Source organism: Pandoraea thiooxydans, assembly GCF_001931675.1.
Lineage (GTDB): Bacteria > Pseudomonadota > Gammaproteobacteria > Burkholderiales > Burkholderiaceae > Pandoraea > Pandoraea thiooxydans.
Genome location: NZ_CP014839.1, coordinates 3,529,580 through 3,543,954 on the forward strand (window position 1 = coordinate 3,529,580; position 14,375 = coordinate 3,543,954).

The 14,375-nt window shown below is 64.3% G+C and carries 13 protein-coding genes; 6 read left to right on the forward strand and 7 right to left on the reverse strand.

Annotated features, from left to right (window positions below; all coding sequences use genetic code 11):
• Positions 1-7: 7 nt before the first annotated feature.
• Complete coding sequence (locus PATSB16_RS16120; protein ID WP_047215082.1) at positions 8-1,009, forward strand: AI-2E family transporter; 1,002 nt, start codon at positions 8-10, stop codon at positions 1,007-1,009.
• A gap of 34 nt (positions 1,010-1,043) precedes the next feature.
• On the opposite strand, the gene PATSB16_RS16125 is transcribed toward PATSB16_RS16120, so the two are convergent.
• The 5 genes from PATSB16_RS16125 to PATSB16_RS16145 form a co-directional block, all read right to left on the reverse strand.
• Entirely contained in the window at positions 1,044-1,595 is a 552-nt protein-coding gene (locus tag PATSB16_RS16125; RefSeq protein WP_047215083.1) for a phosphonate degradation HD-domain oxygenase, read from the reverse strand.
• Positions 1,555-3,312 carry a Na/Pi cotransporter family protein gene (locus PATSB16_RS16130; protein WP_072628671.1) on the reverse strand — a complete coding sequence of 586 codons (1,758 nt, stop codon included), beginning with the start codon at positions 3,310-3,312 and terminating at the stop codon, positions 1,555-1,557. Before PATSB16_RS16130 ends, PATSB16_RS16125 begins: the two co-directional genes overlap by 41 nt.
• A gap of 186 nt (positions 3,313-3,498) precedes the next feature.
• Complete coding sequence (gene phnY, locus PATSB16_RS16135; RefSeq protein ID WP_047215084.1) at positions 3,499-4,953, reverse strand: phosphonoacetaldehyde dehydrogenase; 1,455 nt, start codon at positions 4,951-4,953, stop codon at positions 3,499-3,501.
• Between the two features lie 57 nt (positions 4,954-5,010).
• Positions 5,011-6,312 (reverse strand): phosphonoacetate hydrolase, encoded by a 1,302-nt coding sequence (gene phnA / locus PATSB16_RS16140; RefSeq protein ID WP_047215085.1) that lies wholly within the window; start codon positions 6,310-6,312, stop codon positions 5,011-5,013.
• Positions 6,309-7,019: a phosphonate utilization associated transcriptional regulator gene (locus tag PATSB16_RS16145; protein WP_047215086.1), complete on the reverse strand. Its 711-nt coding sequence runs from the start codon at positions 7,017-7,019 to the stop codon at positions 6,309-6,311. Before PATSB16_RS16145 ends, phnA begins: the two co-directional genes overlap by 4 nt.
• Before the next feature lie 420 nt (positions 7,020-7,439).
• Between PATSB16_RS16145 and PATSB16_RS16150 the strand changes: the two genes are divergently transcribed.
• The 5 genes from PATSB16_RS16150 to PATSB16_RS16170 are packed head-to-tail and all read left to right on the forward strand — an operon-like array spanning position 7,440 to position 12,461.
• Positions 7,440-8,471 (forward strand): 2-aminoethylphosphonate ABC transporter substrate-binding protein, encoded by a 1,032-nt coding sequence (locus tag PATSB16_RS16150; protein ID WP_047215088.1) that lies wholly within the window; start codon positions 7,440-7,442, stop codon positions 8,469-8,471.
• Positions 8,472-8,485: 14 nt separating this feature from the next.
• Positions 8,486-9,628, forward strand: a complete 1,143-nt coding sequence (locus tag PATSB16_RS16155; RefSeq protein ID WP_237170246.1) for an ABC transporter ATP-binding protein — start codon at positions 8,486-8,488, stop codon at positions 9,626-9,628.
• The gene (locus PATSB16_RS16160) at positions 9,621-10,499 is read left to right on the forward strand and encodes a 2-aminoethylphosphonate ABC transporter permease subunit (protein ID WP_047215089.1); all 879 of its coding nucleotides are present in this window, start codon (positions 9,621-9,623) and stop codon (positions 10,497-10,499) included. The genes PATSB16_RS16155 and PATSB16_RS16160 overlap by 8 nt, the downstream gene beginning before the upstream one ends.
• Complete coding sequence (locus tag PATSB16_RS16165) at positions 10,483-11,280, forward strand: ABC transporter permease subunit (RefSeq protein WP_047215090.1); 798 nt, start codon at positions 10,483-10,485, stop codon at positions 11,278-11,280. The genes PATSB16_RS16160 and PATSB16_RS16165 overlap by 17 nt, the downstream gene beginning before the upstream one ends.
• 47 nt (positions 11,281-11,327) lie before the next feature.
• Positions 11,328-12,461: a 2-aminoethylphosphonate--pyruvate transaminase gene (locus PATSB16_RS16170; RefSeq protein WP_047215091.1), complete on the forward strand. Its 1,134-nt coding sequence runs from the start codon at positions 11,328-11,330 to the stop codon at positions 12,459-12,461.
• Positions 12,462-12,518: 57 nt separating this feature from the next.
• Here PATSB16_RS16170 and purU read toward each other — a convergent pair whose 3' ends face one another.
• Positions 12,519-13,391 (reverse strand): formyltetrahydrofolate deformylase, encoded by an 873-nt coding sequence (gene purU / locus PATSB16_RS16175; protein WP_047215092.1) that lies wholly within the window; start codon positions 13,389-13,391, stop codon positions 12,519-12,521.
• A 61-nt stretch (positions 13,392-13,452) separates the two neighbouring features.
• A complete protein-coding gene (locus tag PATSB16_RS16180; RefSeq protein WP_047215093.1) occupies positions 13,453-14,304 on the reverse strand; it encodes an NUDIX hydrolase in 852 nt (283 codons plus the stop codon).
• Positions 14,305-14,375: the final 71 nt, after the last annotated feature.

Sequence of the window (14,375 nt, forward strand, 5' to 3'; positions counted from 1 at the left end):
CAAGGCTTTGAATCAGCGCGTCGTCGACATCGCCAGTTGGGTCATCGCAGCGCTGCTGCTGTGGCTGGTGCTGCAAATCCATCTGCTCTCGGCCTTGCTGTCGGGCCTGCTGGTGTACCACCTGGTGCACATGCTGGCGCCGCGCCTGCAGCTGCGCATTTCCAACGAGCGCGCACGGCTCGTCGCGGTGGCCCTGCTGACGATACTGATCGTCAGCCTGCTCACCCTGGCGATTTTCGCCGTCGTGACGTTTTTCCGCAGCGACGCCGGCCACATGGCGCGCCTGATGAGCAAATTCATGGAAATCGTCGATCAGGCGCGCACCCAATTGCCGCTGTGGATCGTCAACCGCTTGCCGGACGACTCGCAGGATATCGGCAACGCCTTGCTCGGCTATTTGCGCGACCACACCCAGGAGGTGCAATTCTTCGGCAAGGAAGCCGTCAACGCGTTCGTGCACATCGTCGTCGGCATGGTGCTCGGCGCGCTGATCACGCTCACCAGCATCCGCCCGCTGGGCGACATGCGGCCGCTCGCCGCGGCCCTGGCGCAGCGCGTTCAACTGTTTGCCGATGCGTTCCGGCGCATCGTGTTCGCACAGGTCAAGATCTCCACGCTCAACACGATTTTCACGGCAATCTTCCTGGTCGGGGCGCTGCCGCTGTTCGGCGTGCAACTGCCGCTGCGCAAAACGATGATTCTCGTGACCTTTATCGTCGGCCTGCTGCCGGTGATCGGCAACCTGATTTCCAACACCGTGATCGTCGTGCTGGCGCTGTCGATGTCGCTGTATGTCGCGCTGGCGGCGTTGATATTCCTGGTCGTCATCCACAAGCTGGAGTACTTCCTCAACGCACGCATCGTCGGCACCGAAATCCGCGCGCGCGCGTGGGAGCTGCTGCTGGCCATGGTCGTCATGGAGGCCGCGTTCGGGTTGCCCGGCCTGGTGGCCGCGCCGATCTATTACGGGTATCTGAAAAGCGAGCTGGCCAGGCGCGGCCTGGTCTGAGCACGGGCCGCGGCGTCTGCCGCCCGGCGCGCCGTCACGCGGCGCGCGCCACGCGCTCGAGCACCGCCAGATAATGGCTCAGCGGGGGCGTCGGCAGCCCGGCACGCTTGGCCTGATCGTCCCAGCGACGCAGGCGCATGGCATCCGCGGCGAACGGCTGCGCCATGAACGCCTGGACCTGCGGCGCGCTGTAGACACCGCCCTGCAACGCCAGGCTGCGCACCGAGTCGGCGGACAGCCGCCCGAAGTATTCGGCATCGATCGCACACAGGCAGCGCTTGGCGTCGACATGCAGCCGGATCGGCTCGAGCACGGCGTCGTCGAACACCGGCCGCAAAAACGGCAATGCGTAATATTGATGGAGATCGTCGATGCCTCGCGCGGTCGGCGTTTCGCCCTGGCGATTGAGCAAATGCCCGAGATCATGCAGCAGGCTGGCTGCCACCAGTGGGTCGCCCGCGCTCTCCTGCTCGGCCAGCTGCGCGCTTTGCAGCGCATGCTCGAGTTGCGTGACCGGCTCGCCGCTGTAGGCCATTGCGCCAAATTCATCGAATAATTTGCGGATGTCCGGGATGCTCAGTGCCATCGGTATTTTCCTCTGTCGGTTGCGGTGGTGCGGCGAACGGCGCCTCGGCGGTGCGTGAAGCCCCCTGCTCGCCCTTGCGCTTGCCGCGCAGGCGGCTCTTGCGCAGTGCGCCGGCATCGTCGAGCACCGGGTAAGCGGTGGAGCAAAACAGCGAATTGAGCCGCTTCAGATCGCTGATGATGTCCAGATGCAGCGAGCTGGTCTCGATGCTCTGCACCGACTGGCCGGCCAGGCGATTCAAATGCGTGTAGGCATACTCCCGTTCCAGATCGCGGAAGCGCTCCTTTGCCATGATCAAGCGCTGTGCGCTTTTCAGATCACCGCTGAGAAACACCGACAGCCCGAGCTGCAGATTGTCGACCAGGCGTCGATGCATGTCGCAGATTTCCTGCAAGCCGGCCTGCGAAAACGACAGCCGGTGAGCAATCTTTTTCTCCTCGACATCGGCGACCGCCCGCTCGATGATGTCGCCGGCATGTTCCAGATTGATGACGAGGGAAATGATGTCGGTCCAGCGGCGGCTGTCCGCTTCGTCGAGCTCTTCGCGCGAGATGCGCGCCAGATACATCTTCACGGCCGTGTAGAGCTGGTCGACGTCGTCGTCCATGCGCCGCGTCTGGCGTGCGCGCTCGACATCGCTGTCAATGATCACGCCCAGCAGGCCATTGAGCATTGCCTCGACCGTGTCGCCCATGCGCAGCGTCTCACGCGCGGCATTGGCCAGTGCCAGCGTGGGTGTAGCCAGCGCTGCTTCGTCGAGGTGGCGTGGCCGCATCGTGCCGTCCTGCTCTGGCCTGTCGGGCAGCACACGCATGCACAGGCGCGCCATGGGGGTGGTGAAAAGCAGGAATATGCTGCAGCGCGCAAGGTTGTACAGCACATGAAAATTCACCACCGTCTGTTGCGGATCAAGCGACACCGCGCCGACCCAGCCGCCGGCCAGATCGATAAAGGGCAGCATGGCCGCGGCGCCGATCAGCTTGAATATCAGGCTCCCGAACACCACCCGCCGTCCGGCCGCATTTTGCGCCGACGAACTCAGCATGGCCAGCATGCCGCTACCCAGATTGGCGCCGATCACCAGACACAGGGCGACCTTCAGCGAGATCACGCCGGACGCCGCCAGCGTGGCGGTCAGCAGCACCGCCGCCAGGCTCGAGTACGACACCATCGCAAATACCGCGCCGACCAGCGTGTCGAGCACGGCGTCGCCGGTGAGCGAGGCGAACAGTACCTTGACACCCGCGGCCTGGGTAATCGGATGGGCCGCCGCGACGATCAGCTGCAGCGCCAGCAGAATCAGCCCGAGACCGATCGCAACCCGCCCCAGTTGTCCGGCGCGCGACTGCTTGCGCGACAGAAACAGCACCACGCCGCAGCAAATAAGCAACGGCGAGAGCCAGGAAAAATCGAAAATCAGGATGCGCGCCATCAGCGCCGTACCGACGTCGGCGCCCAGCATGATCGCCAGGGCCGGCGCCAGCGCGATCAGGCCCTGTGCGCCGAACGATGCGACGATCAGCGCGGTGGCGTTGCTGCTTTGGACCAGGCCGGTGACACCCAGGCCCGCCACGAAGGCGAGATATCGGTTGGCGATGCTTCTGCTCAACACGCGCCGCAAGTCGGCGCCATACACGCGCAGCACGCCGCTGCGCACGATATGGGTGCCCCAGATCAGTAGCGCCACACCCGACAGGAGATTGAGCAACGTCAACATGCCATGCGATCCCGTGTTTCCATAACGGGCGCGCCGAAGGGAGCGCCCATGTCGCCACGATACCCAGCACATGCGCATTGCGCCGATGCGCAAGGCACGGGCGACGGCTCTGTTGACACCGTACACCCATGCCGGCCCGGCCGCAACGCGCTCACGACAACGCCGGCCCCCTCAGGTTGCGGCGCATCAAAGCCCCCACGGCAGCGTGAAGGTCTTTTGATTGGTGAAGCTTTTCATGGCTTCCTGCACGCCTTCCTTGTAGCCGAGACCGGAGTCCTTGATGCCGCCGAACGGAGTCAATTCGATGCGGTAGCCCGGCACTTCCCACACATTGACGGTGCCCACCTCCAACTCGCTGGCAAAGCGCGTAATGTAGTCGAGCCGGTTGGTGCATACGCCGGACGACAAGCCGAACGCCGTGCCGTTGGAGATGTGGATCGCCTCGGCGATATCGCCGAAGGTGATGATCGGCGAGACCGGGCCGAAGGTCTCCTCGCGCACGACCGTCATGGCCGGGTCGACCCGGTCGATCACGGTCGGTGGATACAGCGCACCATCGCGCCGATTGCCTGCCAACAGGCGCGCGCCTTGTGCCACTGCCTCGTTGACGCGGCTCTCGAACAGGCGGGCGGCTTCCTCGTCGATGACCGTGCCCATGTCGACCCCGCCATCGTTCGGATCGCCGTATTTCCAGGCCCGGGTCTTTTCCACCACCAGTTCCGTAAAGCGCGCCGCCACGTCACGCTGCACCAGCATGCGCTTGACGGCGGTGCAGCGCTGCCCCGAGTTCTTGTACGAACCCTGCACGGCGAGATCCGACGCCTTGTCGAGATCGGCGTCTTCCATCACGATCAGCGGATCGTTGCCGCCGAGCTCCAGCACGATGCGCCGGTAACCCGCCTTGGCGGCAATGTATTTGCCGATCTGCACGCCGCCGGTGAAGGTGATCAGATCGACGTTCTCGTTGGTGAGCAGCTCGTCGGCGATCTCGCGCGGATCGCCGGTGACGACCTGCAGCATCTCCGGCGGCAGGCCCGCCTCATACAACACGTCGGCCAGGTAAAAGGCCGACAGCGGCACCTTTTCGGACGGCTTGAGCACCATGCGATTGTTGGTCGCGATCGACGGCGCGACCTTGTGCGCGACCTGGTTCATCGGATGGTTGAACGGCGTGATCGCGCAGATCGCGCCAAGCAGCGGATCGCGCTGCGTGATCACGCGACGCTTCTTGCCGTGCGGCGTGAGATCGCAGGAAAACGCCTGACCATCGTCGCGCAACGCTTCGGTGGCGGCGAAATTCAACACGTCGGCGACCCGCCCGATTTCATAGACGGCGTCCTTCTTGCACAGCCCCGACTCCAGGGTGATCAGGCCGGCCGCCTCCGACGTGCGCTCGCGCAGCAGCGCGGCGGCCCGGTTGAGGATGTTGGCCCGTTCGAAGCGTGTCAGCCTGGAGCGATATTGCCTGGCGATGCCATACGCGCGGCGCACGTCGTCCTGCGTCGCCTTGGGCACCGTGCCGACGAGTTCGTTGGTGTAGGGATTGAATACGTCGATCACCCGCTCGCGCAGGACTTTTTCGCCGCCGATGCGCAGCGCTTCGGCGCGAAATTGCGGATGGATTTTATGCGGCGCGCTCATCGCTTTCTCCAGGCAGAGTCGATAAAAAATCTCGCAGGCATCCTGAATGTATCCGGCTCAAATATGGTTGAGCGCCACATCCAGGATGTCGAAGTTACGCAAACGGGTCTTGCCGGGGATGCCCGCCGTCGGTCGGTTGAACAGCAGCGGCACGGTCTGCTCCGAGATGCCGCCGTGCGAGCGCAATGGCACGCTCAGTCCCGACAGGTCGTGGCGCGCAGCGCTGGTGCCGAGCACCACCGGCTGCTGGCTCACGATCACCAGATCGCCGACGCGATCGGGCGGCAGCTCGAAACGGGCGCACGCCTCGGTGTTGTCGAGCACCAGCTCGATGCCCGGCAGAGCGCTCAATCGCGCACGGATCTCGGCCGCATCCAGCCCGGCCGGCAGGTAAACCGTGGCGTAGGAGCCGAGCGCGCCGTGGTGCACCACGTAGGGGTCGGTAATCGGCAGGATCACCCGTGCGCCGCCCGCGCCCACGCCCTTGCCAAGCCAATCGTCGAGCAGATCCTGCAAATAGATGACATTGGGCTCGCCGGTCGCTGCATCATGCTTGGCGTTCATGCCGTGGTCGGCGGTCAGGCCGATCACCGCGCCGAGCTCGTCCATGCGGCGCAGATATTTGTCCATCATGGCGTAGAACGCGTTGGCGCCCTCGGTGCCCGGCGCGCACTTGTGCTGGACGTAGTCGGTGGTCGACAGGTACATCAGGTCGATCTTGCGCGTCTGCAGCAGGCGCACCCCGGCAGCGAACACGAACTCGGACAGCGCCGCGCTGTAGACGTCGGGCACGGCCATGCCCACCAGTGCCGGCACGTCGTCGATGCCGTTGGCGGCCAGATTCGCCTGATCGGCCTTTTCCGCCGAGAAGCAGATGCCGCGCATATCATGCCCCAGGAGCGCGCGCAGCTTGTCCTTGGCGGTGACCACCGCCACGCTGGCGCCGGCGGCCGCCGCGGCGGCCAGCACCGTGCCCGCGCGCAGGTATTGCGGGTCGTTCATCATGACTTCCTTGCCCTGCCCGCCTTCGGCGCCGCGGTCGAAGAAGTAGTTGCCGCAAATGCCGTGTACCACCGGCGGCGCGCCGCAAACAATCGACAGATTGTTTGGATTGGTGAAACTGGGCACCACGCAATCGCCCTTGAAGGCCGCGCCACCCGCCAGTAATTGCGCGATGTAGGGCGCGACGCCGGCGGCCGCCGCGGCCTCCAGATATTCGTATTGGCAACCGTCGACGCAGATGATCACGGTCGGTTGCCGAGGCAAGCGGTAGCTGCGGCCGTTGACTTCAATCATTCGGGACGCGTTCACGACAATCTCCTTAAAAAGCACGCCAGCAGCGCCGGGCGATCCATTCATGCAGGGTCCTGCGGCTCGCCGGTTCGCTGACCTTGCGCCTGCCGCATGCGCGCACGGCCCCGCTCGACGTGCTCGCGCACTACCTGGCCGGCTCGCTCTGGCTCGCGCGAGGCGATCGCGCTGACGATTTCCCGGTGCTCCCGCTCCGAGGCCGGAGCGGCTTCCGCGCTGGCGGTCAGCGCCTGGTGCCGGAACAGGTTCAACTCCTTGACCAGACCACGATACGTCTCGAGCAGCTTGCGGTTGCCCACCGCCGCGACCATCGCCTCGTGAAAGGACAGATTGAGCCGGTAGTACGCCTCGGCATCGCCGCCGCGGTTGGCCGCATGCATCGCCTCGACGATCTCGCGCAGGCCGTTGAGCTGGTCGATGGTGATGCGCTCGGCCAGCGTGCGCCCGACGTACTCGTCGAGCACCGCGCGCAACTCGTAAATCTCTTCGGCTTCCTGCAGCGAGACGACCCGCACGAAAACGCCGCGGTTTTTCTCGGTACGCAGCAGTCCGGCCTCTTCGAGCGCGCGAAACGCCTCGCGAACCGGCCCGCGCGACACGCCAAGCCGCCCGGCCACCTCGATTTCGTTGAGCTTGGCGCCGGGCATCAGTTCGCCGGCCATGATCTGCCGCTCCAGTTCGTGCTGCACAAGCGTAGTGAGCGACTGGCTTTGCAGCAGCTCGATGGCGTTGGAAGAAGGAGAAACGGTCGTCATAAGGAGCTTGTCAGGCCCGGACATTGGATGCTTGACATTGCACCACGAGCGCGCTTAGATTGTCAACAACATACAATCCACAGTCACCAGAAAGCGAAAATCCGAGACATTTTGCTAGGGAAATCACTAACACAGCAAAGGGAAAATGCTTCTAGAATATTGAAAAACAACATATTTTGATATTTTTTGCATTTTCTTCCAATTTGATTAAAAATTCACAGAAATGACATATTTTGCAAATACGATGGAGGGGCGCAAATTGTTGTCATGGCGTGCAGGGTACGACACAGAACCGGGCCGGGCGATCCATCCGGATCCTTGACCCGAATTTTCGACAGGCAGGACCGGCATCGGCAGCAGATTGCGCACCACGCCAGTTTCTTGGCATTCAGTCATCACTCATCCCCCGGAGGATCGAACATGAAAGCAAAGCTGATCATCGCAGTCGCAAGTGTGCTGGCCGTGGTAGCAAGCCCGGTTCTGGCGCAATCCAATGTGGTCACCATCTACAGCGCCGACGGCTTGCATGACGGCTCGCCCAACTGGTTCCAGACCGAGTTCGATGCTTTCACCAAGGCCACCGGCATCAAGGTGCAATACATCGAGGCGGGCTCCGGCGGTGTGGTCGACCGGCTCGCCATGGAGAAGTCCAACCCGCAGGCCGACGTTTTGGTCACCCTGCCGCCGTTCATGCAAAAAGCCGCCGCCGAAGGCTTGCTGCAGCCGTTCAAGCCGACCGAATGGAACAAGATCCCGGCTACGGACCGCGACCCCAAGGATCGCTTCGTGGTGATGATGGGCAATTATCCGAACTACATCTATAACGCCGCGGTCCTCAAACAGACGCCCAAGACCTACAACGATCTGCTGGCACCGCAATTCAAGGGCAAGATCCAGTATTCCACGCCGGGGCAAGCCGGTGACGGCACCGCCATGCTGCTGCAGGTGTTTCATGCCTATGGCAGCAAGCAGGCCGGGCTGGCCTACATGAAGAAATTGCAGGCCAACAACGTTGGCCCGTCGGCCTCGACCGGCAAGCTGACCGGCCTGGTCAACAAGGGCGAGCTGTATGTTGCCAACGGCGACCTGCAGATGAACGCAGCGCAAAAGGCCGACAATCCGAATATCAAGATTTTCTTCCTGGCCGGTCCGAACGGCCAGCGCACCGCGTTCTCGCTGCCGTACTACATCGGCCTGACCGCCGGCGCGCCGCACTCGGCCAATGGCAAGAAGCTGATCGACTTCCTGCTCTCGGCCAAGGCCCAGCAACAAGCCAGCTCGCTGGCCTACGGCTTCCCGGTGCGCTCCGACGTGCATCCGACCGACGCGCATTTCAAACAGCTGCAGGCGGCGCTCAACGGGGTTGAAATCTGGAACCCGGACTGGACGACCGTGCTGGCCGACCTTAAGCAGGACGTCGCCGCCTACAATCAAGCGATCTCGGGCCAATAACGATGACCGGCACCATGACTGTGGATCAGGCGCAGTCGGTGGCATCACTGACCAGCGGCCTCTCGGGCAGCGTGGAGCGTTGCGGCATCGGTTTCGAGAACGTCTCGGTCGCCTATGGCGGCCAGGTCGTTCTCGACTCGCTCTCGCTGGCCATCAAGCCCGGTGAAATCGTTGCGCTCATCGGCCCCTCCGGCTCCGGCAAGACGACCGCGCTGCGGGCGGTTGCCGGCTTCGTGCGCCCAAGCGCCGGGCGCATCACGATTGGCGACCGCGACGTCACGCGTCTCGCGCCGCATGCCCGCAACATCGGCATGGTGGTGCAGAACTATGCGCTGTTTCCGCATATGCGCGTGGAGGAAAACGTGGCTTTCGGGCTGCACGCGCGCGGCGCCTCGGCCGAGGTCATTCGCGAGATGGTGCCAGAATGCCTGCGCATGGTCGGCATGGCCGCCTATGCAAAGCGTTATCCGCGCGAGCTCTCGGGCGGGCAGCAGCAGCGCGTGGCGATTGCCCGCGCCCTGGCGATCCGCCCGCAAGTGCTGCTGCTCGACGAGCCGCTGTCGGCGCTCGATGCACAGATCCGGCGCGCGATGCTCGATGAGTTGGCCAAGCTGCATCGCAGCCTGCCGAATCTGACGGTGCTCTACGTCACGCACGATCAGAGTGAAGCGCTCACGCTGGCCAATCACATCGGCATCATGCGCGACGGCAAGCTGGTCGCATTCGGTGATGCACAGTCGCTGTACCGTCACCCGCCCAACCGGTTCGCCGCGGAGTTCCTCGGATCGGCCAATCTATTGCCGGTGCAATCGCTCGCCGCGATCGACGGCGATGCCGCGCGCGTGCATTTCTGCGGCAAGCCGCTGCTCGCGCGCAATCACCACGGCCTGCCCGAGGGCAGCGACTGCCTGCTGTGCGTGCGGCCTCACAATTTGCGTCTGCAGGCCGGCACGGACGCCGACAACGCGCTGAGCGGCACCGTCGTCAGCGTGCAATGGCAGGGCGACGTGCGCAACATGGTGCTCGAGATCGAGGGCCATCGGCTGCGCATGGCGTGCCCGCCACACGGCGAGGCGCCGGCGGCGGGCTCGGTGCTCAAGCTCCATTTCAACCCGGCCGACGTAACACTGGTGCCCGAAGGCAGCGCCCATGGCTGAACTCGCGATCCCCGTGCCGCACCGCGCCGTCGAGCGATCGGCCGCGCACTTGTGGGTGGTGCCGCCGCTGCTGGTGCTCGGCGCGCTGTTTTTCTATCCGCTTTTCCTGATCGCGCGCCAGGCGCTGACCGGCGGGCAAGCAACGGTGACGTTGAGTCATTTTGCCGCCGTGCTGGGCTCGCCGATGTTTCGCAACGCGCTGTTTCACACCATCACGATCGCCGTGAGCGCCACGGCCGGCTGCTTGATCCTGGGTTTCGTGTTCTCGCTGATCATCGCTTTCATCCCGTTTCCCGGGGCGAAGTTGATGTCGCGCCTGATCGATACGTCGATCGCGCTGCCCACGTTCCTGGTCGCGCTGTCCTTTACCTTCATCTACGGCTCGGCCGGCATCCTCAATGAGTCGCTGATGCATTTGCTGCATCTGCGGCTGCCGCCGATCGACTTCCTGTACTCGCAGTGGGGCGTGATCCTGTCGGAAGTAACGGTCTACACCCCGTTCGTCATGCGCCCGCTGCTCGCCGCCTTTTCACAGATCGATCCGGCGCAGATCGAGGTCGCCAGCAGTCTGGGGGCACGCTTTTGGCGCATCGTGCGGCAGATCATTCTGCCCGCCGCGCTGCCCGCCCTGCTCGCCGGCGGCAGCCTGTGCCTGCTGTTGACGGTCAATGAATTCGGCATCGTCCTGTTCATCGGCGCCAAGGATGTGATCACGCTGCCGCTGCTGATTTACGAAAAGGCGATCCAGGAATTCGACTACACCGCTGCCTGCGTCATTGCAGTGGTCAACCTGACGCTCTCGCTCGGTCTGTACGCGCTCTACCGGCTTGTCGTCGCCCACTTCGGAGGTCGCCGTGCTGGTTTGGTCTAAAACGGGTCGCTGGCTTGCCTGGGCGCTCGTCGCGCTGCTGTTCTGCGTGGTCTATGGCATGCCGGCCAGCATGATCGGGCTGGCCAGCATCAGCGGCCAATGGAACGGCATTTTGCCGACGCACCTGAACCTGCACCATTACGTCAACGCGGTGCATGGCGACTCCTTCGAGCAGCTACGGGCCAGCATCCTGACGGGCGTCGCGGCCAGCGCGGTCGCCCTGATCTGCGGCACTTGGGCGGCGCTGGCGCTGCGCCGGGTCACGCCCATGCCCAAACGATTGCTCGACGCGGTGTTTTTCATTCCGAGCGCCGTCCCGTCGGTATCGGTCGGCCTGGGCCTGCTGGTCTCCTTCAGCCGCCCGCCGGTGCTGCTCAACGGCACCACGCTGATCGTGCTGATCGCGCATTTCGTGCTGATCTCGGCATTCACCTACGGCAACCTCTCGGCCGGCCTGGCAAGGCTGCCGGCCGATTTCGAGCAGGTCGCGGAAAGTCTCGGCGCGCGCCCCTTCTACCGGCTGCGGCGAGTCACATTGCCGCTCATGACGCCCTATCTGATCGCCGCATTCAGCCTGAGCTTCGCCCTGTCGATGGGCGAACTGGGCGCCACTGTCATGGTGTACCCGCCGGGCTGGGTCACGCTGCCGGTCGGCATTTTCGCGCTATCGGACCGCGGCGCGATTTTCGACGCGGCGGCGCTGACCGTGATTCTGGCGTTGTGCACCCTGATCGTGCTGATCGGGCTGTCGCGGATCCCGACCAAGGCATCGGTGCGCTAGCGCAAAGCCCTGTCCAATCGTTTAACGCTGCCTCCCAGGAGACCACCATGATCATCGGCGACGACCCTATTCTCCTTACCCCGGGGCCACTGACGACCTCATCCGCGACCCGGCAGGCGATGCTGCGCGACTGGGGCTCGTGGGACGCCGGCTTCAACCGCATTACCGGCAGCCTGTGCCGCGATCTGGTGGATATCGTGCACGGCGGCGACACCTACGCGTGCGTGCCGCTGCAAGGCAGCGGCACCTTCTCGGTCGAGGCCGCGATCGGCACGCTCGTGCCGCGCGACGGCAAGGTACTGGTGCCGCAAAACGGCGCCTACTGCCAGCGCATCCTGAAGATTTGCAAATACCTGGGACGCGCACATGTCGAACTGAAGATTCCAGAAGACCAGGTGGCCACGCCAGCGGCCATTGAAGCGGCCCTCGAGCGCGACCCGTCGATCACCCATGTCGCCCAGGTTCACCTCGAGACCGGCGCGGGGCTGCTCAATCCGCTACGGGAGATCGCCGCAGTGTGCCAGCGCCATGGCAAGGGCCTCGTGGTCGACGCGATGAGCTCGTTCGGCGCACTCGAGATCGACGTGCGCGATACCCCGTTCGACGCATTGATCGCGGCCAGCGGCAAGTGCCTGGAGGGCGTGCCGGGCATGGGTTTCGTGATCGCGCGCAAGAGCCTGCTGGAGGCCTCGCAGGGCAATAGCCACTCGCTCGCGATGGACTTGCATGATCAGTATGTCTACATGCAAAAGACCACGCAGTGGCGCTTCACGCCGCCCACTCACGTCGTTGCCGCGTTGCGCGCGGCCCTCGATCAGTATCTTGCCCAGGGCGGCCAGGCGGCACGTGGCGCGCGCTACCGGCGTAACTGCGAGACACTGATCGCCGGCATGGCGGCGCTCGGCTTCAAGCCATTCCTGAAACCCGAAGTGCAGGCGCCGGTGATCGTCACGTTTCATGCGCCGGCTGATTCGCATTACGACTTCAGGACTTTCTATGAAGCGGTGCGGGACAAGGGTTATATCCTGTACCCCGGCAAATTGACCACCGTGGAGACGTTCCGGGTCGGCTGCATCGGCGCAATCGACGAGCATGAAATACACAACGCGGTCGATGCCATCGCCCGCACGCTCGAGACCATGGGCGTACGGCACATCGCGCCGCAGGAAAGCGTCGGCTAGCGCACCCCGCCGCGGCGGCGCCCGCTGCCCGCTATCTGCCGCAGCCGACCGGTCGGATTATTTGAAGACCACCGTCTTGTGCCCGTTCAGAAGGATGCGGTGCTCGACATGCCAGCGCACCGCGCGTGCGAGCGCCACGCATTCGACGTCGCGCCCGATCGCGGTGAGCTGATCGGGATCCATGGTGTGATCGACCCGCTCGACTTCCTGCTCGATGATCGGGCCTTCGTCGAGATCGGTGGTGACGTAATGCGCGGTCGCGCCGATCAGTTTGACCCCGCGCTCGAATGCCTGCGCATACGGCTTGGCGCCCTTGAAGCTCGGCAGGAACGAGTGATGGATATTGATCGCGCGGCCCGAGAGCTTCTGGCACAGGTCTGGCGAGAGCACCTGCATATAGCGCGCCAGCACGACCAGATCGACGTCGTTTTCCCGCACCAGCTCCCACACCTTGGCTTCCTGAACGGCTTTGGCTTGCGGCGTCGCGTTTGTCAGCGGCATGTAGTGAAAGGGGATGTCGTAACTGGCTGCGAGCTGATAGAAGTCCCTGTGGTTGGAGACGATCGCCGGTATCTCGATGCGCAGTTGCCCGGTTTTGTAGCGGAACAGCAAATCGTTCAGGCAGTGGCCGAACTTCGACACCATCAGCATGACCCGGGGTTTGGCGCCGGCGTCGACCAGCTCCCAGGCCATCTCGAACTCCCCGGCCAGGGCGTCGAAGTCGTCCCGCAGCGCGGCCAGGTCGCCGTTACCCGTCAATTGCTGGAAGTGGGTGCGCATGAAAAAGCCGCCGGTGAAGCGATCGTTGTATTGCGCGGAGTCGAGGATGTTGCCGCCCCGGGCGGCCAGGAAGCCGGACACGGCATGCACGATGCCGGGCCGATCGGGGCAGGCAAGTTTGAGGATGTAGCTGTTTTCGACGGGGGTCATCACTGCTCCTTGGTTGGCTGGGTCCGCACCCGCTCGCGCCCGAGCGGGTGATCCAGCGTCGCTATTCGTTGGCGGGTTCGCGCAGGGCCGCCAGCCCTTCGCAATCGGCAGATGTGATGCAGCCGGCGCGCCACAGAAAATCGAGCGATACGAGGCTCGCATCGACCGTCATGTGGCCGCGCTCGATGGCCCGCATGACTTGCGCGACCGGCGCCAGCCAATGCCCGCTGGCCTCGCCGTCCTGGTTGCGCGGCACGCAGCCGGCCGGTAACGCCAGATCGTAGATAAAAATCTGCTCGGCCTGCACGCCCTCGGGGATTTCCGCCAGCACATGCAAGGTATTGCCGTAGCGCGCCTGACGCGACATCCATGGCGGCAACCCGGCCTCTTCCCAACACTCCTTGGCAAGCGTCTCGAGCACGCCATAGCCATTGCCGATACCGCCGCCCACGGCGTTGTCCAGTTGGCCCGGGTCGGTGGCCTTGAGCACGCTGCGCCGTGCAATCCAGAGTTGCGGCGCGACCCCCGCGTGGCGGCCCGGCACGTACGCATTCACATGCACCGCGTAGGTGTTGGTGCCGAAGAATCGGGCCGCGGCGCGTTCGATCCAGGCCATCGGCGCGTCGGCAAACGCATTGCGCACCGCATACTGCTCATCGCGCCAGCCGGTGATCACGCCTTCGGCCGCCAGCGCCTGGACCACCGGAGCGAGCGCCTCGGTGCGCGCGGCGCAGTGATCGAAGCGCGGATGAATCCGCACCGCCAGCGAGCTGCACTCGAATACCTCGGGCCAGCGCAGCAGATGCTCGGCGTCGCGACGGCGAATCCAGCCGAAGCGTTGCGCGCCGATGACCAGTGGCACATGTGAAGCGAAATGAAAATGGCGGGCAGCGGCAATACAGGGGAGCGTCATACGGCGGGGGGCGCGGCGCCTGACGGCGCTCATTCCGGGCAAAGCGCCATTTTACCGTTGGTCGCCGGCCG

What these genes read in the sequence shown, in the direction of transcription:
- PATSB16_RS16125 (WP_047215083.1), bottom strand. Translation starts at nt 1,595, where the DNA reads ATGGCACTGAGCATCCCGGACATCCGCAAATTATTCGATGAATTTGGC.
- phnA (WP_047215085.1), bottom strand. Translation starts at nt 6,312, where the DNA reads ATGAATGGATCGCCCGGCGCTGCTGGCGTGCTTTTTAAGGAGATTGTC.
- PATSB16_RS16160 (WP_047215089.1), top strand. Translation starts at nt 9,621, where the DNA reads ATGGCTGAACTCGCGATCCCCGTGCCGCACCGCGCCGTCGAGCGATCG.
- PATSB16_RS16145 (WP_047215086.1), bottom strand. Translation starts at nt 7,019, where the DNA reads ATGACGACCGTTTCTCCTTCTTCCAACGCCATCGAGCTGCTGCAAAGC.
- phnY (WP_047215084.1), bottom strand. Translation starts at nt 4,953, where the DNA reads ATGAGCGCGCCGCATAAAATCCATCCGCAATTTCGCGCCGAAGCGCTG.
- PATSB16_RS16180 (WP_047215093.1), bottom strand. Translation starts at nt 14,304, where the DNA reads ATGACGCTCCCCTGTATTGCCGCTGCCCGCCATTTTCATTTCGCTTCA.
- purU (WP_047215092.1), bottom strand. Translation starts at nt 13,391, where the DNA reads ATGACCCCCGTCGAAAACAGCTACATCCTCAAACTTGCCTGCCCCGAT.
- PATSB16_RS16155 (WP_237170246.1), top strand. Translation starts at nt 8,486, where the DNA reads ATGACTGTGGATCAGGCGCAGTCGGTGGCATCACTGACCAGCGGCCTC.
- PATSB16_RS16150 (WP_047215088.1), top strand. Translation starts at nt 7,440, where the DNA reads ATGAAAGCAAAGCTGATCATCGCAGTCGCAAGTGTGCTGGCCGTGGTA.
- PATSB16_RS16130 (WP_072628671.1), bottom strand. Translation starts at nt 3,312, where the DNA reads ATGTTGACGTTGCTCAATCTCCTGTCGGGTGTGGCGCTACTGATCTGG.
- PATSB16_RS16170 (WP_047215091.1), top strand. Translation starts at nt 11,328, where the DNA reads ATGATCATCGGCGACGACCCTATTCTCCTTACCCCGGGGCCACTGACG.